The organism is Thiomonas sp. OC7, from assembly GCF_900634595.1.
Classification (GTDB): Bacteria; Pseudomonadota; Gammaproteobacteria; order Burkholderiales; family Burkholderiaceae_C; genus Thiomonas; species Thiomonas arsenitoxydans.
This window is the reverse complement of sequence record NZ_LR131953.1, coordinates 312,365-338,975: the sequence shown is the minus strand read 5'-3', so window position 1 is coordinate 338,975 and position 26,611 is coordinate 312,365. Positions and strand designations below refer to the sequence as shown.

The window sequence follows — 26,611 nt, the reverse complement described above, 5'->3', positions numbered from 1 at the left end:
CGCAGCCGTGGCAAGTCATGCAGAATTCTCGCATGGCACACGCCCTGTCCCGTCCGCTATCTCCCGCCCGCCGCCGCTTGTTGCAAAGCCTGCCGCTGGGCTTGTTTCCGTTTGGGGCGGCGTGGGCGAGTCAGCGGGAACAACAGCCGGAACAACCGGCCTACGCGCTGTACGACCAGCCGAAGTATCCGCCCGGATTCGCCTATTTCGACTACGTCAATCCGCAAGCGCCGGCCGGCGGCAGCCTGGTGCTCACGCCGCCCACCGTGGGCGGCAGCTTCGACAAGCTCAACCCCTTCACCCTCAAAGGCAACGCCGCGCCGGGCTTGAACACCCTGGTGTTCGAGACCCTGATGACCGCCAGTTGGGACGAACCCAACACTGTCTACGGTCTGCTGGCCGACGATATTTCCGTGGCGGCAGACGGACTTTCCGTGCTGTTTCACCTCAACCCGCTGGCGCGGTTTTCCAACGGCGACTCCGTGACCGCGCACGACGTGGCCTACAGCTACAACACCCTTGTCAGCAGCGCCGCCGCGCCGCAGTTCGCCAGTATCTACGCCGACGTGGCCGGCGTGGCCGCGCTGGATGAGCGTCAGGTGCGCTTTACCTTCAAGCGGCGCAATCACGAGCTGCCCATTTTGCTTGCGGGCCTGCCGGTGTTTTCGCCCAAGTGGGCGGGCCAGCGCGCGTTCAACGAAGTGATCGACACGCCCATCGCCAGTGGCCCCTACCGCATCGCCCGCACCTCGCAGCAGCGCGACATCACCTACGCCCGCCGCGCCAATTACTGGGGCTGGCACTTGCCCACCCGTCGCGGGCAGTTCAATTTTTCCGAGGTGAGCTACAAGCTTTATCTCGACGGCACAGCGCGGCTCGAAGCCTTCAAGGCGGGGGAGTACGACCTGCTGCAGGAGTTCATCGCCCGCAACTGGGCGCGGCAGTATCGCGGCCCGAAGTTCGACAGCGGCGCGCTGAAAAAACTGGAGCTGCCCAATCACAATCCGGCCGGGTTCCAGGGCTTCGTGGTCAACCTGCGCCGTCCGCAGTTTCAGGACGTTCGGGTGCGTCAGGCGCTGGCGCTGGCGCTCGACTTCCAGTGGCTCAACCGCATGCTGTTCTATGGCGCCTACAAGCGCATCGAAGGCTATTTCGCCAATTCGCCGTTCGACGCGCATGGCGCGCCGGGGCCGGATGAACTGGCCTTGCTGGAGCCGCTGCGCGCCAAGTTGCCGCCGCAGGCCTTCGGCGCCTTGCCGAGCATGCCATCGACGGCCCCGCCGAACAGCCTGCGCGGCAATCTGCTCAAGGCGCGCGCGCTGCTGGAGCAGGCCGGTTGGCACTGGCGCGATGGTGCTCTGCGCAACGCCAAGGGGCAGGCATTGGTGATCGATTACCTCGACAGCCAGGGTTCGATGTCGCGCATCATCTCGGTTTATTCGCAGGCGCTGCAACGGCTGGGCATCACGCTCAACTATCGCCTGGTGGATTTCGCGCTGTACCAGCAGCGCATGGACACTTTCGACTTCGACATGACCACCATCCGCTACGGCGGCAGTACCAGCCCGGGCAACGAGCTGTTCGACCGCTTCGGCTCGCGCGCTGCTTCGGTGCAGGGCTCGGACAATGTCTGGGGCTTGCGCGATCCGGCCGTCGATGCGTTGATCGAGCGCGTGGTGGCGGCCACCTCCATGCAGGCGCTGCAAACGGCCTGCCGCGCGCTCGACCGCGTGCTGGTCTGCGGCTGGTATTCGGTGCCGCAGTGGTACAGCGACACTTTCCGGGTGGCGATTGCCGCACACAAATTTTCCTGGCCGAAGACCTTGCCGCTGTACTACCAGCCAGAAGGCTGGGCGGTGCAGTGCTGGTGGGCTGATGCCAAACCCGCTTCCGGAGCGTCGGCATGAATCTCTGGGCCTATATTTTCAAGCGCGTACTACTGATGATTCCCACTCTGCTGGGCGTGCTCACCCTCACCTTCATCGTGGTGCAGTTCGTCCCCGGCGGGCCGGTGGAGCAGATGGTGTCGCAACTGCGCGGCAAGGAAGGCGGTGCGGCAGGTGAAGCCGCCACGGCGCAAGGTATTTACCGTGGTGCGCAGGGCATCTCGCCCAAGCAACTCGCCGAGCTGCGCCAGCTCTACGGTTTCGACAAGCCGCCGCTGCAGCGCTACCTCGACATGCTGTGGCAGTTTGCGCATTTCGACCTCGGCCGCAGTTATTACCACCACGAAGCGGTGTGGACGCTGATCAAAGAGCGGCTGCCAGTCTCCATCTCGCTGGGCTTGTGGAATTTTTTGCTCACCTATCTGATTTCCATTCCGCTGGGCATCGCCAAGGCGGTGCGGCATGGCAGCCGCTTCGATGTGTCCTCCAGCATTGCGGTGCTGGTGGGCTACGCCATTCCGGGCTTCGTGCTGGGTGTGCTGCTGCTGGTGCTGTTTGCGGGCGGCACCTGGCTGCAATGGTTTCCGCTGCGCGGGCTGGTGTCCGACGGCTGGTCGCAATTCAGCCTGTGGCACAAGATCACCGACTATCTGTGGCACATCACCTTGCCGGTGTTGGCCGCTACCGCGGGCAGCTTTGCCATCATCACCATGCTGACCAAGAACGCGTTTCTGGAGGAAATCCGCAAGCAATATGTGCTGACCGCGCGCGCCAAAGGGCTGAGCGAGCGCACCGTGCTGTGGCGGCATGTGCTGCGCAATGCGCTGGTGCCGTTGGTGACGGGCTTCCCCGCGGCGTTCATCGGTGCGTTCTTCGCCAGCTCGCTGCTTATCGAGACCCTGTTCTCGCTGCCGGGGCTGGGACTGCTGTCTTATGAAGCCGTGATGCGGCGCGACTATCCGGTGGTGATGGGCTCGCTCTATCTCTTTACCCTGATCGGACTGTTCACCAAACTGATTGCCGACCTGAGCTATGTCTGGGTCGATCCGCGCATCCAGTTCGGAGCGCTGCGGTGAGCGCCGCCGCGCTGGCGCAGGCGCAGCCCGCGCGCCATCCCTTTCTCACGCAGGGATGGGCGCGGTTCAAGGCGCATCGCCTGGGGCGCTGGAGCCTGTGGCTGTTTCTGCTGCTGTTCGGCCTGAGTCTGCTCGCGCCCGTGATCAGCAACGACAAACCGCTGCTGGTGCGCTATGACGGACGGTTTTATCTGCCGCTGCTGCACAGCTATCCCGAAACCACGTTTGGCGGCGACTTTCACACGCCGACCGACTATCTCGACCCCTACATTCGCGCCAAGCTGTCGGTCCCCGGAAATTTCGCGCTCTATCCCCCCATTCCCTACAGCGCCACCACCATCGACTACTTCGCGCAGCGGCCTTTTCCCTCTTCGCCCTCGGCGCGACATTGGCTGGGCACCGACGATCGCGGGCGTGACGTGTTGGCGCGGCTGATCTACGGCTTCCGGCTGTCGGTGCTGTTCGCGCTGGCGCTCACCGTCACGGGCACGCTGCTGGGCCTGCTCATCGGCGCCGTGCAGGGCTATTTCGGCGGGCGCATCGATCTGTCGGTACAGCGGCTGATGGAGGTCTGGGGATCGATGCCTGAGCTGTATCTGCTGATCATTTTTTCGGCGGTGTTCGCGCCCGGCCTGGCCTTGCTGCTGGTGCTGCTCTCTCTGTTCGGCTGGATGGGGCTGGCCGACTATGTGCGCGCCGAGTTTTTGCGCAACCGGCAGATGGACTACGTGCGCGCCGCGCAGGCGCTGGGGCTGTCGCACGCGCGCATCATGTGGCGGCACATCCTGCCCAACAGCCTGACGCCGGTGGTCACCTTTCTGCCGTTTCGCATGAGTGGGGCTCTGCTGGCGCTCACCAGTCTGGACTTTCTCGGTCTGGGCGTTCCGCCGCCCACGCCCAGTCTGGGCGAACTGCTGGCGCAGGGCAAGGCCAACCTGGATGCGTGGTGGATTTCAGCGGCAGCTTTCGGCGCGCTGGTGAGCATTCTTTTGCTGCTGACCTTCATCGGTGAGGCGCTGCGCGACGCCCTGGACCCCCGGCACACCGGCGCGGGCCGGGGATGAGCGACATGCCTTCCACCCCTTTGCTCAAAGTACGCGATCTGCAGGTGCGTTTTGGCGCCCAAACCGTGGTGCATGGCGTCGATCTCGACATCGCCGCGGGCGAAAAAGTCGCGCTCGTCGGCGAATCCGGCTCGGGCAAGACCGTTTCGGCGCTGGCCTTGCTGCGGCTGCTGGACGGGGCGCAACAAACCGGCAGTGTGATGTTCGACGGGCGCGAACTCTCCACGCTGAGCGAGCGCCAGATGCGCGGTCTGCGCGGCAAAGACATCGCCATGATCTTTCAGGAGCCGATGACCGCGCTCAACCCGCTACATCCGGTCGGGCGGCAGATTGCCGAGGTGCTGGAGCTGCACGAGGCGCTGTCGCGTCGCGCGGCTTGGGCGCGGGCCGTGGAGTTGCTGGGGCAGATGGGCATCGACCAGCCCGCGCGGCGTGCGGCGGACTATCCGCATCAGCTCTCCGGCGGCCAGAGGCAGCGGGTAGTGATTGCCATGGCGCTGGCTTGCCGCCCCCGCCTGCTGCTGGCCGACGAGCCCACCACCGCGCTCGACGTAACCGTGCGCCGCCAGATTCTCGATCTGCTCGACGGCTTGCAGGCCGAGTACGGCCTGGCCTTGCTGTTCATCACCCACGACCTTCATTTGGTGCGGCGCTACGCGCACCGCGTGGCCGTGATGCAGCAGGGCAGGGTGGTGGAAGCCGGAACGGTTACCGCAGTATTCGCCGCGCCGCAGCACCCCTATACGCAAATGCTGCTGCGCAGCCGCCCGCGCCGCCTTGTGCAGGAACCCGAAAATAATGCGGCGCCGCCGCCCACCGTGCTTCAGGCGCGCGCGCTGAGTGTGCGCTTCGCCCAAAACAGCGGTTTCTGGCGCAAACACTGGCACACCGTGCTGCAGGACGTTTCGCTGGAATTGCCCGCAGGGCAGACCTTGGGCGTGGTGGGCGAATCGGGCAGCGGCAAATCGACCCTCGCGCTCGCACTGCTCGGTCTGCTGCGCCGACAGGGCGGGGAGGTGAGTCTGCTGGGACGCGATCCGGCCCGGTTGTCCGCTGCCGCGCTGCGCCCCTTGCGCGCGCAGGCGCAAATCGTGTTCCAGGACCCGTTTTCCAGTCTGTCGCCACGGCGCACTGTGGCGCAGATCGTCGAAGAGGGTCTGGAAATTCATCGCCCCGAGTGGAATGCCGTGCAACGTCGCGAGCGCGCCCAGCAGATTCTGGCAGAAGTCGGCTTGCCGCTTTCTCCGGCCGAAATGCAACGCTATCCGCACGCATTTTCAGGTGGGCAACGCCAGCGCATCGCGATCGCGCGGGCCTTGATTCTGGAGCCCAAGGTGCTCATCCTCGACGAGCCGACCAGCGCACTCGACGTCTCTGTGCAGCAGCAGGTACTTGATCTTCTCGCTGCATTGCAGCAAAGGCACGGACTGGCCTATGTGCTCATCAGCCACGATCTGTCGGTCATTGGCGCGCTGTCGCACCGTGTGCTAGTGCTGCACCAGGGAAAGGTGGTCGAACAAGGGCCGACAGACGCCGTGCTGCGTGCGCCACGCCAGCCCTACACCCAGGCCTTGCTCGCAGCATCCGATCTGGGGGAAGAAGTGCGCTGATGGATGGCGCAAAGTGTGAGCAGCCGAGCCGCGTTATTGCCAAAAAGTTCCTTCCTCTCTATAATCCACTTTTTTGTTGACCGCAAGAAAATTTCCGAGAATTTCAGACTCAGGCTTTACCAGACTTTATCTGATGGGGCATAGAGGGCGCAGTTCAGAGCGCAGTTTTCAAAGAAAAAGTAGTCAAAGAGCAGTCGCTTGGCAGTGGCAGAACACCGGGAGAGCGCAGTGTGCGGGCCCGACCACAGCAGTGAGCAAAAACTGGGCGACGTCATCGCCCTTTTTTTTTGCTTGCGCGGCGGGCGATTGACGAGATTTGCGGTCAGGTGATGAACGGAATATTGGCAAACGCATGAGTGCAGCACAGGCAATCGATACGGCAGTCACCAGTCTTGGACTGGAACTCGTGGAGGTGGAACACCTTCCGCGCGGCTTGCTGCGCGTGACCATCGATCATGCCGACGGCGCCCCGGTGACGGTGGAAGACTGCGAGCGGGTGACCCGTCAGTTGCAGTATGTGTTTGAAGTGGAAAACGTGGACTACGGTCGTCTGGAGGTGTCGTCTCCCGGCTTGGACCGTCCTCTGCGCAAGGCAGAAGATTTTGTGCGATTTGCCGGGTTGGAGATCGACGTCGTTCTTCGCGTGCCGTTTCAGGGTCGCAAGAAGTACCGCGGCGTTTTGCTCGAGCGCTCGCAAGACGACGAGCCGGGGCGTTTTTCCGTCGCCTTGTCGCCGCCTGAGGTGGGTGAAAAAGGCAAAAGCAAAAGCAAAGGCAAAGGCAAAGGCAAAGGCAAACCCGGCGCCGCGAACAAAAAGCCGAAAGCTGTCGGAGCGCCTGTCGCTTCCAAGGCAGAAGAGCAGGACGTGTTGTCCGTCATGAATTTCAGTCTGGCCGAGGTGCGCGATGTGCGCCTGGTGCCTGTTGTCGATTTTGGGAGTGGTCGAAAATGAGTCGCGAGATTTTGATGTTGGTGGACGCCCTGGCGCGTGAAAAGAATGTCGATCGCGATGTCGTCTTCGGCGCCGTCGAGGCCGCGCTAGCCTCCGCAACCAAGCGTCTGTACGAAGGCGAGGCGGATGTGCGCGTGCAGATCGACCGCAATACCGGCGAATACGAAAGCTTCCGCCGCTGGCATGTGGTGCCGGACGAAGCCGGGCTGCAGTTGCCCGACAGCGAAATTCTGCTGTTCGAAGCGCGGGAACAGATTCCCGATATCGAAGTGGGCGACTACATCGAGGAACCGATCGAGAGCATCGCCTTCGGCCGAATCGGCGCGCAGGCGGCCAAACAGGTCATTCTGCAGAAAATCCGTGACGCCGAGCGCGAGCAGATCCTCAATGATTTCCTGGCCCGCAACGACAAGATTTTCAACGGCTCGGTCAAGCGTCTCGACAAGGGCGACCTCATCATCGAATCGGGCAAGGTCGATGCGCGACTGCGCCGAAGCGATCTGATCCCGAAGGAAAACCTGCGGGTGGGTGACCGGGTGCGCGCGGTGATTACCAAGATCGACCGCACCGCCCGCGGCCCGCAGATCGAAATCTCGCGCACCGCGCCGGAATTCATGATCGAGTTGTTCCGCCTGGAAGTGCCCGAGATCGAGCAGGGCCTGATGGAAATCAAGTCGTGCGCCCGTGAGCCGGGTGTGCGCGCCAAGATTGCGGTGGTGTCGCACGACCGCCGTGTCGATCCCATCGGCACCTGCGTGGGCATTCGCGGCTCGCGCGTCACCGCGGTGACCAATGAACTCGGCGGCGAACGGGTCGATATCGTGCTCTGGTCGGAAGATCCGGCTCAGTTCGTCATCGGCGCGCTGGCGCCGGCGAATGTTTCGTCCATCGTGGTGGACGAAGAAAAGCACGCCATGGATGTGGCTGTGGACGAGGAAAATCTGGCGCTGGCCATCGGCCGCACCGGGCAGAACGTGCGGCTGGCCTCCGAGTTGACGGGGTGGAAGATCAATATTCTCAGCGCCGAAGAGTCCGACGCCCGCAACACCCAGGAAACGCAGAAAATGCGTAGCCTGTTCGTCGAAAAGCTCGACGTCGATCAGGAAGTGGCTGACATTCTCATTGCCGAGGGGTTCACCAGCCTCGAAGAACTGGCCTACGTGCCGATCAACGAAATGCTGGAGATCGAGGCCTTCGATGAAGACACGGTCAATGAACTGCGCGAACGCGCCCGCAATGCCTTGCTCACGCAGGAAATCGCGCGCGAGCAGAAGCTCGATGAAGTCGATCCGGCGCTCAAGGCGCTCGAGGGCCTGAGCGCAGACGAGCTGGCCCTGCTGGCCGAAGCCGGTGTGCTCACCCTTGACGATCTGGGCGATCTGGCGACCGACGAGCTCACCGGCATTCTCCGCACCGACGAGGCCCGGGCCGCCGACCTCATTCTGAAGGCGCGTGCGCACTGGTTCGACGCCTGAACCCCTCCGAACCTGTCGCCCGCACTTCACACGTTTCAAGCCGTACTAGGACACACCATCAATGGCCAGTCATACCGTCTCACAACTCGCTGCAGAACTCGGCAAACCCTTGAACCTCTTGCAGGAACAACTGCAACAGGCGGGAGTCGGAGCGCGCGCGGCAGACGACGTCATCAGTGAGGCCGACAAGGCCCGCCTGCTCGAGCACTTGCGCGCGGCGCATGGCGGTGCTGCTGGCGGCGAGCGCAAAAAAATCACCCTGACCCGCAAACAGACTAGCGAGATCAAGCAGGCGGACGCCACGGGCAAGGCGCGCACCATTCACGTGGAAGTGCGCAAAAAGCGCGTGTTCGTCAAGCGCGACGAATCCGCACCGGTTGCCGAGGCGTCGGCTGCACCCGAGTCGAACGAGCCGGTGGTGGATGATGCCGAACTCCAACGCCGCGAGGCCGAGGCGCAGCGACAGGCCGATTTGCTCGCGCGCCAGGCCGAAGAACTGGCTGCGCAGCGCGCAGCCGAGCAGGAACGTCGGGCTGCCCAGGAGCGCCAGGAGCAGCAAGCCCGCGAGCAGGCCGAGCGCGAGGCTCAGGCGGCCCGCGAGGCTGCAGCCAAGTCGCAACAGCCCGCGACCGTGACGGCCGAGCCGACCGCGCAAATACAAGACAAGCAAGACAAGGAACCGTCGCAAGCGAGCGAGGCGGCTGCCTCGGCTTTGGCGAGTTCGCAGGCCGCTGCTGCCGAGCGCGCCGCGGCGCAGAAGAAGCAGGACGCCGAAGAAACCGCCAAACTGGCGCAGATCGAAAAGCGCCGCAAGGCCGCCGAGGCGGAAGCCGCCGCCATTCGCGACATGATGGCCCGCCCGCGCACGGTGATGCGCGCCGAGAAACCTGCGGTCAAGACGGCCGAGGCAGCTCCCGTCAGCGGCACCATCAAGGGCACGATCCACAAACCGGCGGCGGGTGCAGCCAAGACGGCCGGGGCCAGTGCCACGGCCGCGCCGGGTACTGCGGCGAAGAAAGACGACAAGCAGGTCAAGTCGGAAAAGCTGTCGTCCTCCTGGGCGGACGACGCGGCGAAAAAGCGCGGTGCGTCGATCAAACCCCGCGGCAATCCCACCGGAGCGCCGGGTGGCTGGCGCGGCCCGAAAACGACGGGTGGGCGTCGCGGCGGACGTAATGATCGGGGCGGTGAGCAGCATGTGCAGGCAGCGCCTGCCGAGATGATCGTGCGCGAGGTGCATGTGCCCGAGACCATTACCGTGGCCGAATTGGCGCACAAGATGTCGGTGAAGGCCGCCGAGGTCATCAAGAGCCTGATGAAGCTGGGACAGATGGTGACCATCAACCAGGTGCTCGATCAGGAAACTGCGATGATCGTGGTCGAGGAACTCGGTCATACCGCCGTTGCCGCCAAGCTCGACGATCCCGAAAACTTCCTGACGGAAGACGGCGAAGGCGCGATGGCCGACGCGGAACAATTTCCGCGAGCGCCGGTGGTCACGGTCATGGGTCACGTCGACCACGGCAAGACTTCGCTGCTCGACTACATCCGCCGCGCCAAAGTGGCGGCAGGCGAGGCTGGCGGCATTACGCAGCACATCGGCGCCTATCACGTCCAAACGCCGCGCGGCATCATCACCTTCCTCGACACCCCGGGTCACGAAGCCTTCACGGCCATGCGGGCGCGTGGTGCGAAAGCGACCGATATCGTCATTCTTGTGGTGGCCGCAGACGACGGCGTGATGCCGCAGACCAAGGAAGCGATCGCCCACGCCAAGGCGGCAGGCGTGCCCTTGGTGGTGGCGCTCAACAAAATCGACAAGCCGGGGGCCAACCCGGATCGCGTCCGCCAGGAACTGATTGCCGAGAGCGTGGTGCCCGAGGAATACGGCGGCGACTCGCCCTTCGTGCCCGTGTCTGCCAAGACCGGCGAAGGCATAGATAGCCTGCTTGAACAGATTCTGCTGCAGGCCGAAGTGCTGGAGCTCAAGGCCCCGATTGACGCCCCAGCCAAAGGGCTGGTGATCGAATCGCGCCTCGACAAAGGCCGTGGTCCTGTGGCCACCATCCTGGTGCAGTCGGGCACGCTCAAGCGCGGTGACGTGGTGCTCGCCGGGGCCGCATTCGGCCGCGTGCGCGCCATGCTCGACGAGTTGGGCAAGCCGGTGACCGAGGCTGGGCCGTCCATCCCGGTGGAAATTCAAGGCTTGACCGAAGTGCCCAGCGCCGGTGAAGAAATCATGGTGCTGCTCGATGAGCGCAAGGCGCGCGAAATTGCGCTGTTCCGCCAGGGCAAGTACCGCGATGTCAAGCTGGCCCGCCAGCAGGCCGCCAAGCTCGAAAACATGTTCGAGCAATTGAACGAAGGCGCGCAAAACCTGCCGCTCATCATCAAGGCCGACGTGCAGGGTTCGCAAGAAGCGCTCATCCATGCGCTCACCAAGCTCTCCACCTCCGAAATCAAGGTGCAAGTGGTGCATGCGGCGGTCGGCGGCATTTCCGAGAGCGACGTCAATCTGGCTATCGCCTCGAATGCGGTGATCATCGGCTTCAACACCCGCGCCGATGCTGGTGCGCGCAAACTGGCCGAGAACAACGGCATCGACATCCGCTACTACAACATCATTTACGAGGCGGTCGACGAGATCAAGGCGGCCATGTCGGGCATGCTCACGCCGGACAAGAAGGAAGAGACCCTGGGTCTGGTCGAAATTCGCCAGGTGTTCCGCATCCCGAAGGTGGGCGCGGTGGCCGGCTGTATGGTGTTGTCGGGTCTGGTGCGCCGCTCCGCGCAGGTGCGCGTGTTGCGCAACAACGTGGTCATTCACACCGGCGAGCTCGATTCGCTCAAGCGCTTCAAGGACGATGCGCGCGAAGTCAAGGAAGGCTTCGAGTGCGGCCTGTCGTTGAAGAACTACCAGGACATCGAAGAGGGTGATCAGCTCGAAGTCTTCGAGATCAAGGACGTGGCGCGCACCCTGTAATGGGCTAGCAGCCAGACTGAGATGAAGCGCGCAACGCCCAACCGCACCCAGCGTATCGCCGACCAGATCCAGCGCGATCTGGCCGAACTGATCCAGCGCGAGCTGCGCAACCCGCAGCTCGGGCTGGTGACGCTCACCGATGTGCAGCTCACGCCCGACTACGCCCATGCCAAGGTGTATTTCAGCGTGATCGGCGCCGAGCCGGACACTGCGCGCCAGATCTTGAGCGACAAGGCCGGGTATCTGCATAGCCTGCTGTTCAAGCGCCTGCAGATCCACACCGTGCCTACGCTGCACTTTCTGTTCGATCCGACCACCGAGAAGGCGGCGGAGATGGACGGGCTGATCCGCCAGGCCTTGGCGCAACAGGCCAAAGACGATTGACTCGGCTTGCCGCGCCCGGGTTTTGACCACCATGAATGTCCAGAAAACGCCTTGGGAGGCGGTCAACGGCGTGCTCCTACTGAACAAGCCCCGCGGGTTGACCTCGCAGCAGGCTTTGTTTCGCGTGCGCCGCAGGCTGCGCGCCGCGAAGGCCGGGCATGGCGGCACGCTCGATCCTCTGGCCGACGGTCTGTTGATGCTTTGCTTCGGCGCCGCGACCAAGTTCGCCCAGCGTCACCTCGAAGCCGACAAACGCTATGTGGCTGTACTGCAACTGGGCGAGCGCACGACGACCGATGACGCCGAAGGCGAAATCGTCGAACGCCGTGCCGTACAGGTGAGCCGCTCGCTGGTCGATGCCGTTCTACCGCGGTTCATCGGCGCCATCAGCCAGACGCCGCCGGTGTATAGCGCGCTCAAGCGCGACGGAAAGCCGCTTTACGCCTATGCCCGGGCGGGCGAGACCGTCGAGGTGGCGGCCCGCACGGTGCAAATTCACTCGATGGACGTGTTGTCGCTGCAAAACGACCAACTGGCGCTGGCCGTGCATTGCGGCAAGGGCACATACATTCGCGCGCTGGCGCGTGACATCGGTGAGGCGCTAGGCTGTGGCGCGCATCTGGCGGCACTGACGCGCACGGCAAGCGGCGGTTTTTCGCTGGAACAGGCTTTGACGCTCGACGAGGCCGAAGCGCTGGCCTCTGCCGATCTGCGCAGCAGGCTGCTGCCGACCGACGTGCTGCTGCAATCTTCGCCGCGTCAGAATCTCGACCTTGCCTTGGCCCAGCGGTTTTTGCACGGTGCTCGTCTGAGTGGTTTGGCGCCGGATGAACCTGTAGTGCCGGGCGAAGACGTACGGGTTTACGGACCGCTAGCGGCGGGCCAGGACGCCGTGCTGCTGGGCATCGGCGCCTGGGAGCAAGGCGCGGAGTCGGTTGTGTTATCGCCGCGCCGCCTGCTTTGCTCCGACGAACTCGCCCCTGCCAGAACTTTTGCGATACCGCCTCCCATTTCACAACCCCGAACCGAATCTCTCCCCGAATCTCTCCATCAGGAAGCAAGACCATGAGCAAATCCATCCGCAATATCGCCATCATCGCCCACGTCGACCATGGCAAGACCACCATGGTCGACCAACTGCTGCGTCAGTCGGGCACCTTCGCCGAACACGAAAAAGTCGTGGATACGGTGATGGACAACAACGCCATCGAACGCGAGCGCGGCATCACCATTCTGGCGAAGAACTGCGCGGTGAGCTGGGAAGGTACGCACATCAACATCGTCGACACCCCGGGCCACGCCGACTTCGGCGGTGAAGTCGAGCGCGCGCTGAGCATGGTCGATGGCGTGGTGCTGCTGATCGACGCCCAGGAAGGCCCGATGCCGCAGACGCGCTTCGTCACCAAAAAAGCGCTGGCCCTGGGGCTCAGGCCTATTGTGGTGGTCAACAAGGTGGACAAGCCGGGTGCCAAGCCGGACGCCGTGGTCAACGCTGCCTTCGACCTGTTCGACAAACTGGGCGCCACCGACGAGCAGCTCGACTTTCCCGTGGTCTATGCCTCGGGCATCAACGGCTGGACTTCGCTGGAAGAGGGCGAGCCGGGCCAGCAATGGGGCCCGGACATGTCCGCCCTGTTCAACACCATTCTCAAGCATGTGCCGCCGCATAGCGGCGACGCGGCAGCGCCGCTTCAACTGCAGATTTCGGCACTGGACTACAACAGCTTCGTCGGCCGCATCGGCGTGGGCCGCATCAATGCCGGCACGATCAAACCTGGCATGGACGTGCTGGTAATGGAAGGGGTGGACGGCAACTCGTTCAAGGGCCGCGTCAATCAGGTGCTGACCTTCCAGGGACTCGACCGCGTGCAGGTGACCGAGGCGGGCCCGGGCGACATCGTGCTGATCAACGGCATTGCCGACATCGGCATTGGCGTGACCGTCACGGATCCGCTCAACCCGGCGCCGCTACCCATGCTCAAGGTGGACGAACCGACGCTGACCATGAACTTCTGCGTCAACACCAGCCCTCTGGCCGGCCGAGAAGGCAAGTACGTCACCAGCCGCCAGATCTGGGATCGGCTGCAGAAAGAATTGCAGAGCAATGTGGCGCTGCGGGTGAAGGAGACTGACGAAGACGGCATTTTCGAAGTCTCGGGCCGCGGCGAACTGCACTTGACGATTTTGCTGGAAAACATGCGCCGCGAAGGTTATGAACTGGCGGTGTCCAAGCCGCGTGTGGTGTTCAAGGACGTGGACGGCGTGCGCCATGAGCCGATCGAGTTGGTGACCGCTGACATCGAAGAGCAGCACCAGGGCGGTGTGATGCAGGCGCTGGGCGAGCGCAAGGGTGAGCTGGTCAATATGGAGCCGGACGGCCGCGGCCGCGTGCGCCTCGAATATCGCATTCCGGCGCGCGGCCTGATCGGTTTCACCAATGAATTCCTCAACCTGACCCGCGGCTCGGGCCTGATCTCCAATATTTTCGACGGCTACGAGCCGCACAAGGGCGAGATCGCGGGACGCAAGAACGGCGTGCTCATCTCCATGGACGATGGTGAAATCTTCACCTACGCGCTGGGCAAGCTCGATGACCGCGGCCGCATGTTCGTCAAGGCAGGTGATCCGGTTTACGAAGGCATGATCGTGGGCATACACAGCCGCGACAACGATCTGGTGGTCAACGCCACCCGGACCAAACAGCTGACCAACTTCCGCGTGTCCGGCAAGGAAGATGCGATCAAGGTCACGCCGCCTATCGACCTGAATCTGGAATATGGCGTCGAGTTCATCGAAGACGACGAACTGGTCGAAATCACCCCCAAGAGCGTGCGCCTGCGCAAACGCTATCTGACCGAACAAGAGCGCAAGCGCGCCGGTCGCTCGGCCTGAGTCTGCTCTGAATCCCGCCCCGAATCCCGCTCTACACCCCGCGCGGCAGATGGTGGCCAAACCTCACGTCCGCGCCGTGCTCGCCATGGTGGGCGCCACGCTGATGTGGAGCGTGGCGGGGGTGATCACCCGGCATCTGCATCACCAGAACGGGCTCGATCTGGTCTTCTGGCGCAGCAGCTTCGCGGCGCTGGGTGTGTTGGCCTGGCTGCTCTGGCGCCAAGGGCCACGCGGTCTGGCGCGCGACGTGCGGCATGCTTCGCCGCTGTTGTGGCTGTCAGCCGGATTCTGGGGGGTTATGTTTACCGCGTTCATGGTGGCGCTCACCCTGACCACGGTGGCGCAAACCCTGATCGCCGAAAGTCTCAGTCCCCTCATCGCCGCCTTGCTGGGTTGGCTGGTGCTGCGCCACGCCTTGCCCGCGCGGACCTGGCTGGCCATCGCGCTTGCCCTGACGGGCATGGGATGGATCGTTTGGCAAAACCTGCATCACCTCAACGGATCGACACAGTTGCTCGGTATGCTCGTCGCGCTGGCCGTGCCGTTCAGCGCGGCGGCCAACTGGGTCAGTCTGCGACGGGCCGGGGCCGCTGTGCCGATGCAGGCTACCGTGATGTTGGGTGCGCTGTTCTCGGTGCTTGCCGTGGCGTTTCCGGCCTGGCCGGTGAGCGTGGACCTGCACGATCTACTCTGGCTGGCGTTCTTGGGCGTGTTTCAGCTCGCTGTGCCGGGTTTGCTCGCTGTCTGGTCGGCTCAGCGTCTGGCCCCGGCAGAGGTCGGTTTGCTCGGTCTGCTGGAGATTGTGTTCGGCATTCTCTGGGCGTGGATCGGCGCAGGTGAACAACCCAGCTTCGGAACTTTGATGGGTGGTGGACTGATCATGTTCGCACTCGTGGGTAACGAATTGCTGGGATGGCGGCAGATCAAACGGGGAGAGCAAATTTATGCTTAAAAATTTGCGCCATGCAGGCCTGGGGATCGGCCTGACGGCTTTGTTGTTGTCAGGCTGCGGCGGCGGGGGCGGCACCAGCGCCTCTACCGACAGTGTGACCACGGGCGCCACACCTGTTGCCTTGAAGCGCACCACGCCGATGGGCGTGCTCGTGCCACTCTACGGCTATCCGCTGGTGTCCAGCGGCAGCGGCGCGACTTACACGACGGCCGAGAATCCCGCCTGGACGGAGGTGGCCGCTAATGCGGCCGCGGTGCCCACGGTCGCCATCATCAACCCGCAAAACGGGCCGGTCGCATGCACCACTCCGCCTTCGGCCACGCTCAGCGCTTTCACGCAGGGCATCGGTCAGCTTCACGCCGCCGGGGTGAAAGTACTGGGCTACGTTCACACCAGTTACGGCTCGCGCGCGCTCTCGCTGGTGCAGCAGGATGTGCAGACCTACGCCCAGTGTTATGGCGTGGACGGCGTTTTTTTTGACGAGGTTTCCAATAAGGGCAGCCTGGCGAGTTATTACGCGGCCGCCGCTGCCACGGTGCGTCAGGACATTCAGCCGGGTAGTGGTCAGGCCGCGCTGGTCGCCATCAATCCCGGCACCTATCCCGACCTGTCCATCGCCCAAACGGCCGACATCACGGTGATGCACGAAAGCGCAGACCTGAATCTACCCGCCGTGCCGGCGAGCCTCGCTTCTTACCCGTCGGCGAAATTCGCCTATCTGGCGCTGGGTATCAGCAATCTGACGCAGACTCAGGCGGAGACGCTTTCCAGTCTGTACCAGCAGGGCGTCGGTTATGTTTATCTGACCGATCAGGGCAGCGGCAACGATCCGTGGGCCAAGCTGAGCACCAGTTATCCGGCACAGATCCAGATCATTCAGGCGTTGAACCAAAGCAAGAACTGAGGCCCCATCGCTCCCGGACTGTCGTGTAGATTTAGAGACAGAAAACAGGAGACGCGATGGAATTCGATACGGTGATTGTCGGCGCGGGTTCGGCGGGCTGCGTGCTGGCCAATCGGCTCAGTGCTGACCCTGCGCATCGGGTGCTGTTGATAGAGGCCGGTGGCTCGGACTGGCATCCCTACATCCGCATGCCTGCGGGCATCGCCAAGTTGGCGGGCCACAAGCGCTTCAACTGGGGCTTCACCACGGAGCCCGAGCCGCAGTTGCACTATCGCCGTTTGTGGTGGCCGCGGGGCAGGGTGCTCGGGGGTTCGAGTGCGATCAACGCCATGTGCTATGTGCGGGGTGTGCCGCAGGACTATGACCGCTGGGCCGAGCTGACCGGAGAACCGGCGTGGTCGTGGGACGCCGCGCTGCCGCTGTTTCGCGCCATGGAATGCAACACGCGCGGCGCCGACGCTTGGCATGGTGATCAAGGCGAATTGGGGGTCAGCGATCTGCGGCATCACAATGTGCTGACCGATGCGTTCATGGCCGCTGGAGAGTCGTTCGGGTTGAACCGCAACGCCGATTTCAACGGCCCCACTCAGGAAGGCGTTGGGCTCTACCAGGTCACGCAGAAAAACGGATTGCGGCATTCCAGTGCTGCCGCCTTTCTTGCTCCGGTACGCGGGCGAAACAACCTCACCGTGCTGACGCAGACCCTGACGGAGCGCGTGTTGATCGAACGTAACCGGGCAGTTGGCGTGCAAGTGCGCACGCGCGGCGCTTCTCCGACGCGCATCGAAGCCGGGCGCGTGGTGCTCAGCGGCGGGACGATCAATTCGCCCCAACTTCTGCTGCTCTCGGGCATCGGGCCAGCCGATCATCTTCGCGACATCGGCATTCCGGTCGTGCGCGATCTACCGGCCGTGGGCGAGAACCTGCAGGATCACCTCGACATCTGCACCTTGAACGCCGCCACCCAGCCCGTGACCTACGACCACGTCAATGTCGTCCTGGCCGGTTTGCAGTTCTGGCTCACCCGTCAGGGCGTTGGAACCTCCAATGCCGCCGAGGGCGGCGGCTTCATGCGCTCGCGTTACGCCACCGATGCGCGCTGCGACCTGCAATTTCACTTCGTTCCCGCGCTGCTCGACGACCATGGCAGGGGACGTCTGCCAGGCTACGGCTACACCCTGCACGCCTGCGTATTGCATCCGCGCAGCCGTGGGCGTATCCGGCTGCGTAGTGCCGATCCCGCCGCGCATCCACTGATTCAGCCCAACTACCTGAGCGACGCCGATGGCTTCGACCTACTGCGCATGTGCGAAGCCGCGCGCGTGTCGCGCGAAATATTGGCGCAACCCGCATTCGACAAATGGCGAGGCGCCGAGATCTTTCCTGGAACGCTCGCCTCGCCGGACGGCGACTTTACCGAATTCATCCGCAGCAAAGCCGAAACGGTCTATCACCCGGTCGGAACCTGTCGCATGGGGGCTGACGAAGCCAGTGTGGTCGATCCGCAGCTTCGCGTCCGGGGCATCGAGGGCCTGCATGTCGTGGATGCGGCCATCATGCCCGAGGTCCCCACGGGCAATACCAACGCTCCGACACTCATGATTGCCGAGCGCGCCAGCGCATGGCTACTCGCCGATAACTGACCCCAAGTCGTGCTGTTCGTTGTTTTGCGATTGGTTTTGCGATTGGTTTTGCAATCGCACCCTTTGAATTGGGGGGGTGCCGCCTGTGCCGGGGATAGACCTGTCATTCCCGATTGACAACAATCCCACGAACCCAACAAGAAACCCAGATTTGTCTTCAGAACTGCCAAAAATTTCACATCGATCTGACCGCCTCGCAGCGCAAAATTCTGGCAACGAGGTGGTGTCGCAACCGCGCCGGATTGTCCTCGTTCTCCTGACGCAATAATCCAATACCCAGAGTGAAAAATGTTCAAGATCTTTAATCTATACATTCCCGCAAAAATGACGCTGGAATTGCTGGTTGATCTGGCGATTTCCATTCTGTCTTTTGCGCTTGCAACCTGGTCTGTTTATGTGATGACTGTGGGTAAGCAAGATTTTTCGTATTGGATTCAGCAGGGGTTCTATCCGCTGATTCTGTATACGGCGTTGACTATTTTGCTATACACCGCATTGGGTGTTTACCGTATTGATGCGGAAAACAGCTTGCGCAGCTTTTTAGGGCGCACCTCGGTTGCATTCGCCTTCGTCTTCTTTCCGGTTTACTGGTTCACCCTGATGTTCACCGAAGCCGGCAGTTCGTTTCGGGTGCTGGCGTTTGCCTATCTGTTTCAAATGGCACTTCTCGTGCTGATCCGTTATATTTTCCTGCGACAAACAGCGTTGTCTGGCATGACGCAACGCATTTTGATCGTCGGAAATGGGCGCGAGGCGCAAGCGCTATCGCGCCAGATCATGGAAAATCACGGTACTTCCTACAGCATCGTCGGCTTCTATCCCACTCAGCAAAATGATCAGCCGCCGGTTCAACTTGCTGGTAAGGTGTTTGACGAAAATACGCCTCTCGAACAAGTTGTGCTCGATATGCGGGTGGATGAAATCATTGTTGCCGTGCGCGAACATCGGGGCGGCGTACTCCCGATCCGCCAACTGCTCGAGGCCCGGATTCTCGGCACCCCGGTTCACAATTTGCCGACTTTCTACGAGCGCTTGAAAGGCGAGGTTCCGCTGGAAAGCATGAAGGCGAGTTGGCTGATTTATGGGGGCGGTTTTACACAAGGCCATATCCGTGCCTGGGCCAAGCGTTTATTCGACATCATTAGCGCCAGCGTTCTTCTGCTCGCCCTCTGGCCCATCATGTTATTGGCTGCTCTGTTCATCAAATTAGAAGATCGGGGGCCTGTATTTTTTCAGCAAGAGCGTGTCGGCTTGTTTGGAAAGTCTTTTTACTGCCTCAAATTCCGCAGTATGCGCACGGATGCAGAAAAAGATGGCGTTGCACGATGGGCCAGCACCAATGACAACCGGATCACCCGTGTCGGCGCTTTCATCCGCAAAACACGTATTGACGAACTGCCTCAGCTGATCAATGTCTTGCGCGGAGAAATGAGTATGGTCGGGCCGCGCCCGGAGCGCCCGACTTTTGTGGACATGCTCGAAAAGGATATTCCCTTCTATGCGATTCGTCACAGCGTCAAACCGGGGGTCACAGGTTGGGCGCAGGTGCGCTACGCCTATGGCGCCTCGGTGGAAGACGCGAAGAGAAAGCTGCAGTTCGATCTTTACTACGTAAAAAATAACAGCGTTTTTCTCGATTTTTTCATTTTGTTCGAGACGGTGCGCGTCGTGATTTTCGGTGAAGGCGCAAGATAATTTTTAACTTTTAGAAAGAGAACGATGACAGTAGTTGCTGTGGTGGGATTGGGGTATGTCGGTCTTCCTTTGGCCGTCGAGTTTGGTAAAAAATATCGCACGATCGGATTCGACCTCTCGGTCGAAAAAATAGCGGCTTATTGCAAGCATATCGATCCGACTGGGGAAGTCAGTCAGGAGAGCCTCAAGCAGGCGAGCTTGCTCGAGCCGACAACCGATGCCTCGAAACTGAAGGAGGCCGACTTTGTGATCGTCGCCGTGCCGACGCCAGTTGACGATGCCCACAACCCGGATTTCAGCCCCCTCGTGGGCGCGAGTACCTCCGTTGGTAAATATCTCAAACCCGGCGCCATCGTGGTCTATGAATCGACCGTTTATCCTGGGGCTACCGAAGAAATCTGTGTGCCGATTCTTGAAAAACAGTCGGGGCTGAAGTGGAAAAAAGATTTCTTCGTCGGCTATTCACCCGAGCGTATCAATCCAGGCGACAAAGAGCACACCCTGACCCGAATTGTCAAGGTGGTTTCGGGAGATACCCCGGAAACGCTTGAAACCGTCGCAAATGTTTATGCCTCAGTGATTACGGCCGGGGTTCACCGAGCCGAAAGCATCAAAGTGGCCGAGGCGGCGAAAGTGATTGAAAACACGCAGCGCGACCTGAATATTGCGCTGATGAATGAGTTGTCGCTCATTTTCCACCGCATTGGCATTGATACGCTGGACGTGCTCAAGGCGGCGGGTACCAAGTGGAATTTCCTGCCATTTCGTCCGGGCCTGGTGGGTGGGCATTGCATCGGTGTCGATCCTTATTACCTCACGCACAAGGCCGACATGCTCGGCTATCACCCGCAAGTGATTCTGGCGGGGCGTCGCATCAATGACGGCATGGGCAAATACATCGCTGAACAGACGATCAAGCAAATGAGTCAGGCGGGCCTGCCGATCAAGGGGAGCGACGTGATCGTTCTCGGTCTGACCTTCAAGGAAAACTGCCCCGATCTGCGCAATTCCAAGGTGATCGACGTGATTCGCGAACTGGCGTCATATGGGGTCAACGTGATCGTGCACGACCCCATTGCCGATGCGGCCGAGGCTGTGCATGAATATGGCGTCACGCTCACGCCTTGGGCCGAATTGCCTCGCGCTCAGGCCATCGTGGCGGCCGTGGCGCACCAAGCCTACAAGGACATGTCGGTCGCCGAAACTCTCGAAAAGCTGCTGCCGTCTGGCATTTTCATGGACATCAAGTGCCAATACGACGCTGCCGCGCTTCGGTCGCACGGCGCCCAGGTCTGGAGACTTTGAGCCGCCATGTCGATCGAACAACTGCTGTCTTCGAAGCCCCAGCGCTGGCTGGTGACGGGGAGCGCCGGATTCATCGGCTCTCACCTGATCCAAACGCTTCTGACCCATGGCCAGGACGTGGTCAGTCTGGACAATTTTTCAACCGGCCATCAATCCAATCTGGATGAAGTGCGGCGCCTCGTTGGCGAAGAGGCCTGGAAGCGGCACACCTTCATCGAGGGTGACATTGTCGATCCGCAGACCTGCCAGCGGGCTTGTCAGGGCGTCAACATTGTGTTGCATGAGGCGGCTTTGGGATCTGTGCCGCGCTCGATTGAAAACCCGCTGGCAACGCATGCGGTCAACGCCACGGGTTTTCTGAACATGCTGGTCGCCGCGCGCGACGCGGGCGTGAGCCGCTTCGTTTATGCTGCTTCCAGCTCCACCTATGGCGATCATCCGGGCTTGCCCAAGGTCGAGGACCTCATCGGCAAGCCGCTGTCGCCCTATGCGGTGACCAAATATCTCAACGAACTTTATGCCGACGTATTCGGCCGGGTCTATGGCTTGCAGAGCATCGGGCTGCGCTATTTCAACGTGTTCGGCACCCGCCAGGATCCCAATGGCCCTTATGCGGCGGTCATTCCCAATTGGGCCAAAGCCATCCGCGGCAATCAGCCTTGTTTCATCAATGGCGACGGCGAAACCACACGCGACTTCTGCTATGTCGACAACGTGGTGCAGGCCAATGTGCTGGCGGGGTTGAGTACCCATCCTGAATCGGCGAATCAGGTCTACAACGTGGCGTTTGGCGAGCAGACCAGCCTGAACACCCTTCACCAGTTGTTGAGCGAGGAAATCATGGCGCTCGACACTAGCGTGAAATTCACCCCGCCGGTCTACCGCGACTTTCGCAAGGGTGATGTACGTCATTCCCTTGCCGACATCAGCAAGGCCAAACGCCTGTTGGGCTACAGCCCCGATTTCAGCGTGCGCGCCGGCTTGAAAATCGCCATGCCTTGGTACGTTGCCAAGCCGTAAAGGTCAAGGTTTGATCGTTGATCTTTCTCTCAGCAAGCTGCCGGATAGGCAGGTCGCTGAGAGAGCAAGACAGGGCGTCAATCCGGGCGTTGAATTGACCCGTTCAGACCGTCGCCGGGGTGGCGTCGAGTGAAGGGTAGTCGGTATAGCCTGCCTCGCCGCCACCGTAGAAGGTGGAAGGATTGGGTTTGTTCAGTGCCGCGCCTTGCTGAAAACGCGCCACCAGATCCGGGTTGGCGATGAAGGGGCGGCCAAAGGCTACCGCGTCGGCCAGTCCTGAAGCCAGGCGGGCCTCGGCGGATTCTCGGGTGTAGTTGCCGCAGACGATGATGCGGCCCGCATAGGCGGCACGCAGCTTTTTGCGGAACTCGTCGGTCAGCGCCGGGCCGCCCGCCCAGTCGGGTTCGGCGATGTGGATGTAGGCAATGCCGCGGCGATTGAATTCCTGCGCCAGGTAGAGGTGAATCTCTTCGGTCTGCGCGTCCTGAATGTCGTGACGATTGAAATGCGGCGAGATTCGCACCCCCACCCGGTTGGCACCGGCCACCGCAATCAGTGCATCGATGGCTTCGAGCACGATGCGGGCGCGGTTTTCCAAGCTGCCGCCGTATTGATCGGTGCGTTGGTTGGCGTTGGTCGCCAAAAACTGTTGCAGCAGATAGCCGTTGGCGCTGTGCAACTCCAGCAGGTCGAAGCCCGCTTGCAGCGCGCGCTCGGCTGCTCGTCGGTAGTCGGCGATGATGCCCGGAATTTCGGCGGTTTCGAGCGCGCGCGGCATATCGCAGGGCACGCGCTTGGGGCCTTCATCAGGCAGCACGACGAAGGATTCGCCCGTGTCGCTGCGCAGGGCGCTGGGCGCGACCGGGGCCTGACCGTCTTGTTGAAGCAGGTGATGGGAGATGCGCCCCACATGCCAGAGCTGCATGGCCATATGGCCGCCGGCGGCGTGCACCGCATCGGTGACTATTTTCCAACCGGCGACTTGCGCGTCGGTATAAATGCCTGGGGTGAAGGCGTAACCCTGGCCTTGCCGGGAGATTTGCGTGGCCTCGCTCACGATCAGTCCGGCGGAGGCGCGCTGGGCGTAATAGCGTGCATTCATTTCGCCCGGAATGTCGCCCGGCTGTAGCGCGCGGGAGCGCGTCAGCGGCGCCATCACCATGCGGTTGGGCAGTTGCAGGGCGCCGAGTTGCAGAGGGGTGAACAGGGTAGGTGCAGTCATGTCATTCCTTTTGCTGTTGCAGTGCATCAATATCGTAGGGGGCTTTCGCAAGGCCTGCACGAGTGCTGAAAAACAGACCGAGCATCCCGGCTCAGCGCGCGCCTGGAGCGCTTTTGTAGATCGGGCTTTGCTCGGGGCCGGGAAGCTGGGCCTCGTAGAGCGACGGATAGCGCGCTTTGCGCGTCAGCCAGACCTGAAGCAGAAAGCTGATGACCACCGCGAGCATGGTGGGCGCCATGAGCTTGTAGCCGCCGGTCATCTCGGCCACCATCACCATGGTGGCGATGGGCACGCGCGCGGCGCCGCCGAACACGGCCGCCATGCCCACCAGCGCCAAACCCGCAATGGGCGCATCGGTGATGCCCAAGTGATGCATCAGCGTGCCCAGGGCTGCACCCAGCAGCGCGCCGACAAAAAGACTGGGAGCGAACACGCCGCCCGATCCGCCGGAGCCGATGGTCATCGACAGCGTCAGCACCTTGAGCAGCGAAAGCACCAACAGGAACAACACTCCTGCTCCCACCGTCCCTTGCACCGCCAACTGCATCACGCCATACCCGCCGGCCAGAATCTGCGGAGCGAACATGCCGACGATGCCCACGATCAGACCGCCGATGGCCGGCTTGACGTGGTTGGGAATGGGCACCGGAGTTCGACAGTTTGAGTCAAAAATTGGCTGAAAACGCCGACCCGGCCTTGACGGAACAAAGGGTTAGCCTCGTTTTTGGAAAAGTACGTGTGGTGGCACGTTTTTCCACATTGTGAGGCTGTTGCCATTTGAAGATGGGTTGGTGTATTGTGGCGGCATGTTCATCAAGATCACCACCTCCGGCGGTCGCCGCTACGTCCAGCTCGTGGAGTCCTACCGGGATGAGAGCGGGCGGGTGAAGAAACGCACGGTGGCCACCCTGGGGCGCGCCGACCAAGCTGGCAGCCAGCTTGAGAGCGTGATCCGCGGCCTGCAGCGACTTCGCGGCGACATGCCGCCGGAGGCCGGCGCGGTGGCGACCGTGGCCGACGTGCGGTTCGAGTCCAGCCGCGCCCTGGGCGACGTATGGGCGCTGACCGAGCTGTGGGACGAATTGGGATTTGGCGAGCTGCGCCGGGTTTTTGGTCGCACGCGCAGCCGCATCGACGTCGAGGCGCTGGTGCGCCTGATGGTGCTCAACCGCCTGTGCGACCCGACGTCCAAGCTCGGCGTGCTGCGCTGGTTGCAGACGGTGGCGCTGCCGCGCTTTGCGCCCAAGGAGGTGACGCATCAGCACCTGCTGCGGGCGATGGATGCGCTGGTCGAACACCAGGACTGCGTCCAGGCGGCGTTGGCCGGGCTGCTGCGCCCGCTGATCGACCAGGATCTGTCGGTGGTGTTCTACGACATGACCACCATCGGCGTGGAGGGCCAGACCGAGTTGGCCGGCGACCTGCGCCAGTTCGGCCTGTCCAAGGACGGGGGGATGCGTCGCCAGTTCATGCTCGGCGTGGTGCAGACGGCCGAGGGACTGCCGCTGACGCATCGGGTCTGGGAAGGGAACACGGCCGAGGCACCGACGCTCAGCACCGTGGTTCAAGAGGTTCTGGCGCTGTACCCGGTCAAGCGCGTGGTGCTGGTGGCCGATCGCGGTCTGCTCAGCCTGGACAATCTGGAGTGGCTGCGCGGGCAACGCGTGGGCGGCACCGAGCAGCCCGTGGAGTTCATCCTGGCCGTGCCGGGGCGGCGCTACGCCGAGTTCGCCGAGATCCTGGAGCCGATTCACGCGCTGCGCTGCGCGGCGGCCACCCGCGAGGTCCTCGGCGAGACCCGCTGGCAGGACCTGCGCCTGGTCTGGGCCCACGATCCGCGCCGCGCCCTGGAACAAACCGCAGCGCGCCGCCAGCATATCGGAGAACTCACGCAGGAAGCCCAGCAGCGTGCTGGCAAGCTTGATGCGCAAGAAGGCGGCACCGCCTTCAGAGGCCGGCGCCTGAGCGACTCCGGTGCTAAGGCCTGGCTGTATCGCGCGGTCTCCGAGGCGCATCTGGGCTCGATCATCAAGGTCGACCTGCAATCGGATCTGTTCACCTACGTCATCGACGACAAGGCGCTGGCGCGTGCAGAACTGGGCGACGGCAAGCTGTTGTTGGTGACCAATGTGCCAGAGTTGTCGGCGCTTGAGGTTCTGCGACGCTACAAGAGCCTGGCCGACATCGAGCGCGGCTTCAAGATTCTCAAATCCGAGATCGAGATCGCCCCGGTGTTCCACCGCTTGCCCGACCGCATCCGTGCCCATGCGCTGATCTGCTTCATCGCTCTGGTGCTGTACCGCGTCATGCGCATGCGCCTCAAGGACGCCGGCTCCAAGCTGTCGCCCGAACGTGCACTCGAGCAACTGCGACGCATCCAATACCACCAGGTCCACCTCGGCGGCGAGCGCCGCGACGGCACGTCCTCGCTCAGCGACGCCGACCACGCCATCCTCCAAGGACTCAAGCTTCCGAAACCCGCCATCGACGACCAACTCGCACTCCTGTAGGGGCACGTTTCAACGCTCACCCTAACGATATCGCGTACTTACGACCGTAACTGTCGAACTCCGGTGGGCAGAGCGCGAAACTCGTCGCGCAGGCGGTAGAACACCGTGGGCAGAATCGCCGCCATTACGCCGCTGAGAACCCCCAACAGGGCGTACCAGAGCAGCTCAACCGGCGCGTCGAAATTCACGCTCGAAGGCACGGTGAACAAGGTGCCCTAGCCGGTGAACAGGCAGACGGTGGCAAAACCAAGCGCCGCGCTGGTAAGGGTGTAGGGCAGGGCGCGGCCGTCGAAAGCCATGCTGGAATAGAGCACCTCGACGGCGAAAATGGCCGTACCCAGAGGGCTTTTGAAAATGGCCGAAAGCCCGGCGGCCATGCCGGTGAGCACCATCAGGCGCTTTTCGTCTTCGCTTAAATTCAGCAGCCGCCCGATCAGCGAGCCCACCCCGGCGGCGATCTGCGCCGTGGGGCCTTCGCGCCCGGCGACGCCGCCCGAGCCGATGGTCACGGCCGATGCGATGCTCTTGACCACGATGACTCGCGCGCGGATGTAACCGCCCAGTTGGTGATAGGCCTTGACCGCGCCGTCGGTGCCGTGCCCTTCGGCTTCGGGCGCAAAGGTATAGACGAGCATGCCGGAGATCAGCCCGCCCAGCGTGGTCGAAACCGGAATCCACCAGTTCAACGCGCCCGCCTGTGGTATGGCGTGCAGCGACATGGCTTGCGTCACCGTGGTCGGCTCCACATGGGCGATTGCGCCCAGCATCCAGACCTGCGCCAGATCGAGCATGCGCAGAAACAGCACCGCGCCCAGCCCGCCAATCACGCCCATGAGCAGGCTCAGGCCGAACATGTGAACGGGGCGTTGGTAGCTGGAGTGCGTGTGCAGGAGCGTCATGGAGTGTTGTTCGGCGTGGCGTGTGGTTGCAATCCAGTGTAAGCGGCGATCAGGTCACTACAGGTGAACAAGCCGCTCAAATCATCACAAAATCAGATATAAAAAATCAGAACAATTCGTTTGTTGAATCAATGGTCGG

The 26,611-nt window shown here is 62.3% G+C and carries 21 protein-coding genes; 17 read left to right on the top strand and 4 right to left on the bottom strand.

All coding sequences use genetic code 11. The features are described from left to right. The first annotated feature begins 32 nt into the window (after nt 1-32). From BIO17B3_RS01645 to BIO17B3_RS01570, 16 genes are all read left to right on the top strand, one after another. Nucleotides 33-1,907: an extracellular solute-binding protein gene (locus tag BIO17B3_RS01645; protein ID WP_232054150.1), complete on the top strand. Its 1,875-nt coding sequence runs from the start codon at nt 33-35 to the stop codon at nt 1,905-1,907. Beyond that, on the top strand, nt 1,904-2,962 hold the full coding sequence (locus BIO17B3_RS01640; protein ID WP_156052751.1) for a microcin C ABC transporter permease YejB: 1,059 nt from the start codon (nt 1,904-1,906) through the stop codon (nt 2,960-2,962). Before BIO17B3_RS01645 ends, BIO17B3_RS01640 begins: the two co-directional genes overlap by 4 nt. Beyond that, nucleotides 2,959-4,026 carry an ABC transporter permease gene (locus BIO17B3_RS01635; RefSeq protein ID WP_156052750.1) on the top strand — a complete coding sequence of 356 codons (1,068 nt, stop codon included), beginning with the start codon at nt 2,959-2,961 and terminating at the stop codon, nt 4,024-4,026. Before BIO17B3_RS01640 ends, BIO17B3_RS01635 begins: the two co-directional genes overlap by 4 nt. Then, nucleotides 4,023-5,636, top strand: coding sequence for an ABC transporter ATP-binding protein (locus BIO17B3_RS01630; RefSeq protein ID WP_156052749.1), 1,614 nt, complete (start codon nt 4,023-4,025; stop codon nt 5,634-5,636). The genes BIO17B3_RS01635 and BIO17B3_RS01630 overlap by 4 nt, the downstream gene beginning before the upstream one ends. A gap of 352 nt (nt 5,637-5,988) precedes the next feature. Beyond that, nucleotides 5,989-6,588, top strand: a complete 600-nt coding sequence (gene rimP, locus BIO17B3_RS01625) for a ribosome maturation factor RimP (RefSeq protein ID WP_156052748.1) — start codon at nt 5,989-5,991, stop codon at nt 6,586-6,588. After that, nucleotides 6,585-8,063 carry a transcription termination factor NusA gene (gene nusA, locus BIO17B3_RS01620; protein ID WP_156052747.1) on the top strand — a complete coding sequence of 493 codons (1,479 nt, stop codon included), beginning with the start codon at nt 6,585-6,587 and terminating at the stop codon, nt 8,061-8,063. Before rimP ends, nusA begins: the two co-directional genes overlap by 4 nt. A gap of 61 nt (nt 8,064-8,124) precedes the next feature. Beyond that, complete coding sequence (gene infB, locus BIO17B3_RS01615) at nt 8,125-11,046, top strand: translation initiation factor IF-2 (protein ID WP_156052746.1); 2,922 nt, start codon at nt 8,125-8,127, stop codon at nt 11,044-11,046. A gap of 21 nt (nt 11,047-11,067) precedes the next feature. Next, nucleotides 11,068-11,430 (top strand): 30S ribosome-binding factor RbfA, encoded by a 363-nt coding sequence (rbfA, locus tag BIO17B3_RS01610; protein ID WP_013105626.1) that lies wholly within the window; start codon nt 11,068-11,070, stop codon nt 11,428-11,430. A 31-nt stretch (nt 11,431-11,461) separates the two neighbouring features. Then, nucleotides 11,462-12,499 (top strand): tRNA pseudouridine(55) synthase TruB, encoded by a 1,038-nt coding sequence (gene truB, locus BIO17B3_RS01605; RefSeq protein WP_156052745.1) that lies wholly within the window; start codon nt 11,462-11,464, stop codon nt 12,497-12,499. Continuing rightward, nucleotides 12,496-14,322 carry a translational GTPase TypA gene (typA, locus tag BIO17B3_RS01600; protein ID WP_156052744.1) on the top strand — a complete coding sequence of 609 codons (1,827 nt, stop codon included), beginning with the start codon at nt 12,496-12,498 and terminating at the stop codon, nt 14,320-14,322. Before truB ends, typA begins: the two co-directional genes overlap by 4 nt. A gap of 49 nt (nt 14,323-14,371) precedes the next feature. Further along, entirely contained in the window at nt 14,372-15,274 is a 903-nt protein-coding gene (locus BIO17B3_RS01595; RefSeq protein WP_156052743.1) for a DMT family transporter, read from the top strand. Next, entirely contained in the window at nt 15,267-16,178 is a 912-nt protein-coding gene (locus BIO17B3_RS01590) for a spherulation-specific family 4 protein (RefSeq protein ID WP_156052742.1), read from the top strand. Before BIO17B3_RS01595 ends, BIO17B3_RS01590 begins: the two co-directional genes overlap by 8 nt. 56 nt (nt 16,179-16,234) lie before the next feature. Continuing rightward, nucleotides 16,235-17,821, top strand: coding sequence for a GMC family oxidoreductase (locus tag BIO17B3_RS01585; RefSeq protein ID WP_156052741.1), 1,587 nt, complete (start codon nt 16,235-16,237; stop codon nt 17,819-17,821). A 288-nt stretch (nt 17,822-18,109) separates the two neighbouring features. Continuing rightward, nucleotides 18,110-19,516, top strand: coding sequence for a TIGR03013 family XrtA/PEP-CTERM system glycosyltransferase (locus BIO17B3_RS01580; RefSeq protein WP_156052740.1), 1,407 nt, complete (start codon nt 18,110-18,112; stop codon nt 19,514-19,516). Between the two features lie 24 nt (nt 19,517-19,540). Further along, nucleotides 19,541-20,821 carry a nucleotide sugar dehydrogenase gene (locus tag BIO17B3_RS01575; protein ID WP_156052739.1) on the top strand — a complete coding sequence of 427 codons (1,281 nt, stop codon included), beginning with the start codon at nt 19,541-19,543 and terminating at the stop codon, nt 20,819-20,821. A gap of 6 nt (nt 20,822-20,827) precedes the next feature. Continuing rightward, on the top strand, nt 20,828-21,841 hold the full coding sequence (locus tag BIO17B3_RS01570) for an SDR family oxidoreductase (protein ID WP_156052738.1): 1,014 nt from the start codon (nt 20,828-20,830) through the stop codon (nt 21,839-21,841). A 103-nt stretch (nt 21,842-21,944) separates the two neighbouring features. On the opposite strand, the gene BIO17B3_RS01565 is transcribed toward BIO17B3_RS01570, so the two are convergent. After that, the gene (locus tag BIO17B3_RS01565; RefSeq protein WP_156052737.1) at nt 21,945-23,063 is read right to left on the bottom strand and encodes an alkene reductase; all 1,119 of its coding nucleotides are present in this window, start codon (nt 23,061-23,063) and stop codon (nt 21,945-21,947) included. Nucleotides 23,064-23,154: 91 nt separating this feature from the next. After that, nucleotides 23,155-23,709: a chloride channel protein gene (locus tag BIO17B3_RS01560; protein WP_197737894.1), complete on the bottom strand. Its 555-nt coding sequence runs from the start codon at nt 23,707-23,709 to the stop codon at nt 23,155-23,157. A gap of 160 nt (nt 23,710-23,869) precedes the next feature. On the opposite strand from BIO17B3_RS01560, the gene BIO17B3_RS01555 reads away from it, so the two are divergent. Then, nucleotides 23,870-25,573 carry an IS1634-like element ISThsp8 family transposase gene (locus BIO17B3_RS01555; RefSeq protein WP_156052735.1) on the top strand — a complete coding sequence of 568 codons (1,704 nt, stop codon included), beginning with the start codon at nt 23,870-23,872 and terminating at the stop codon, nt 25,571-25,573. 38 nt (nt 25,574-25,611) lie between these two features. On the opposite strand, the gene BIO17B3_RS01550 is transcribed toward BIO17B3_RS01555, so the two are convergent. Both BIO17B3_RS01550 and BIO17B3_RS01545 read right to left on the bottom strand, forming a co-directional pair. Next, nucleotides 25,612-25,782 (bottom strand): hypothetical protein, encoded by a 171-nt coding sequence (locus BIO17B3_RS01550; protein WP_156052734.1) that lies wholly within the window; start codon nt 25,780-25,782, stop codon nt 25,612-25,614. A 6-nt stretch (nt 25,783-25,788) separates the two neighbouring features. Continuing rightward, nucleotides 25,789-26,472 (bottom strand): chloride channel protein, encoded by a 684-nt coding sequence (locus BIO17B3_RS01545; protein ID WP_156052733.1) that lies wholly within the window; start codon nt 26,470-26,472, stop codon nt 25,789-25,791. Between the last annotated feature and the right edge of the window lie 139 nt (nt 26,473-26,611).

What these genes read in the sequence shown, in the direction of transcription:
- BIO17B3_RS01575 (WP_156052739.1), top strand. Translation starts at nt 19,541, where the DNA reads ATGACAGTAGTTGCTGTGGTGGGATTGGGGTATGTCGGTCTTCCTTTG.
- infB (WP_156052746.1), top strand. Translation starts at nt 8,125, where the DNA reads ATGGCCAGTCATACCGTCTCACAACTCGCTGCAGAACTCGGCAAACCC.
- BIO17B3_RS01590 (WP_156052742.1), top strand. Translation starts at nt 15,267, where the DNA reads ATGCTTAAAAATTTGCGCCATGCAGGCCTGGGGATCGGCCTGACGGCT.
- BIO17B3_RS01595 (WP_156052743.1), top strand. Translation starts at nt 14,372, where the DNA reads ATGGTGGCCAAACCTCACGTCCGCGCCGTGCTCGCCATGGTGGGCGCC.
- BIO17B3_RS01580 (WP_156052740.1), top strand. Translation starts at nt 18,110, where the DNA reads ATGTTCAAGATCTTTAATCTATACATTCCCGCAAAAATGACGCTGGAA.
- truB (WP_156052745.1), top strand. Translation starts at nt 11,462, where the DNA reads ATGAATGTCCAGAAAACGCCTTGGGAGGCGGTCAACGGCGTGCTCCTA.
- BIO17B3_RS01570 (WP_156052738.1), top strand. Translation starts at nt 20,828, where the DNA reads ATGTCGATCGAACAACTGCTGTCTTCGAAGCCCCAGCGCTGGCTGGTG.
- typA (WP_156052744.1), top strand. Translation starts at nt 12,496, where the DNA reads ATGAGCAAATCCATCCGCAATATCGCCATCATCGCCCACGTCGACCAT.
- BIO17B3_RS01640 (WP_156052751.1), top strand. Translation starts at nt 1,904, where the DNA reads ATGAATCTCTGGGCCTATATTTTCAAGCGCGTACTACTGATGATTCCC.
- BIO17B3_RS01585 (WP_156052741.1), top strand. Translation starts at nt 16,235, where the DNA reads ATGGAATTCGATACGGTGATTGTCGGCGCGGGTTCGGCGGGCTGCGTG.
- BIO17B3_RS01630 (WP_156052749.1), top strand. Translation starts at nt 4,023, where the DNA reads ATGAGCGACATGCCTTCCACCCCTTTGCTCAAAGTACGCGATCTGCAG.
- rimP (WP_156052748.1), top strand. Translation starts at nt 5,989, where the DNA reads ATGAGTGCAGCACAGGCAATCGATACGGCAGTCACCAGTCTTGGACTG.
- BIO17B3_RS01565 (WP_156052737.1), bottom strand. Translation starts at nt 23,063, where the DNA reads ATGACTGCACCTACCCTGTTCACCCCTCTGCAACTCGGCGCCCTGCAA.
- rbfA (WP_013105626.1), top strand. Translation starts at nt 11,068, where the DNA reads ATGAAGCGCGCAACGCCCAACCGCACCCAGCGTATCGCCGACCAGATC.
- BIO17B3_RS01645 (WP_232054150.1), top strand. Translation starts at nt 33, where the DNA reads ATGGCACACGCCCTGTCCCGTCCGCTATCTCCCGCCCGCCGCCGCTTG.
- nusA (WP_156052747.1), top strand. Translation starts at nt 6,585, where the DNA reads ATGAGTCGCGAGATTTTGATGTTGGTGGACGCCCTGGCGCGTGAAAAG.
- BIO17B3_RS01555 (WP_156052735.1), top strand. Translation starts at nt 23,870, where the DNA reads ATGTTCATCAAGATCACCACCTCCGGCGGTCGCCGCTACGTCCAGCTC.
- BIO17B3_RS01545 (WP_156052733.1), bottom strand. Translation starts at nt 26,472, where the DNA reads ATGACGCTCCTGCACACGCACTCCAGCTACCAACGCCCCGTTCACATG.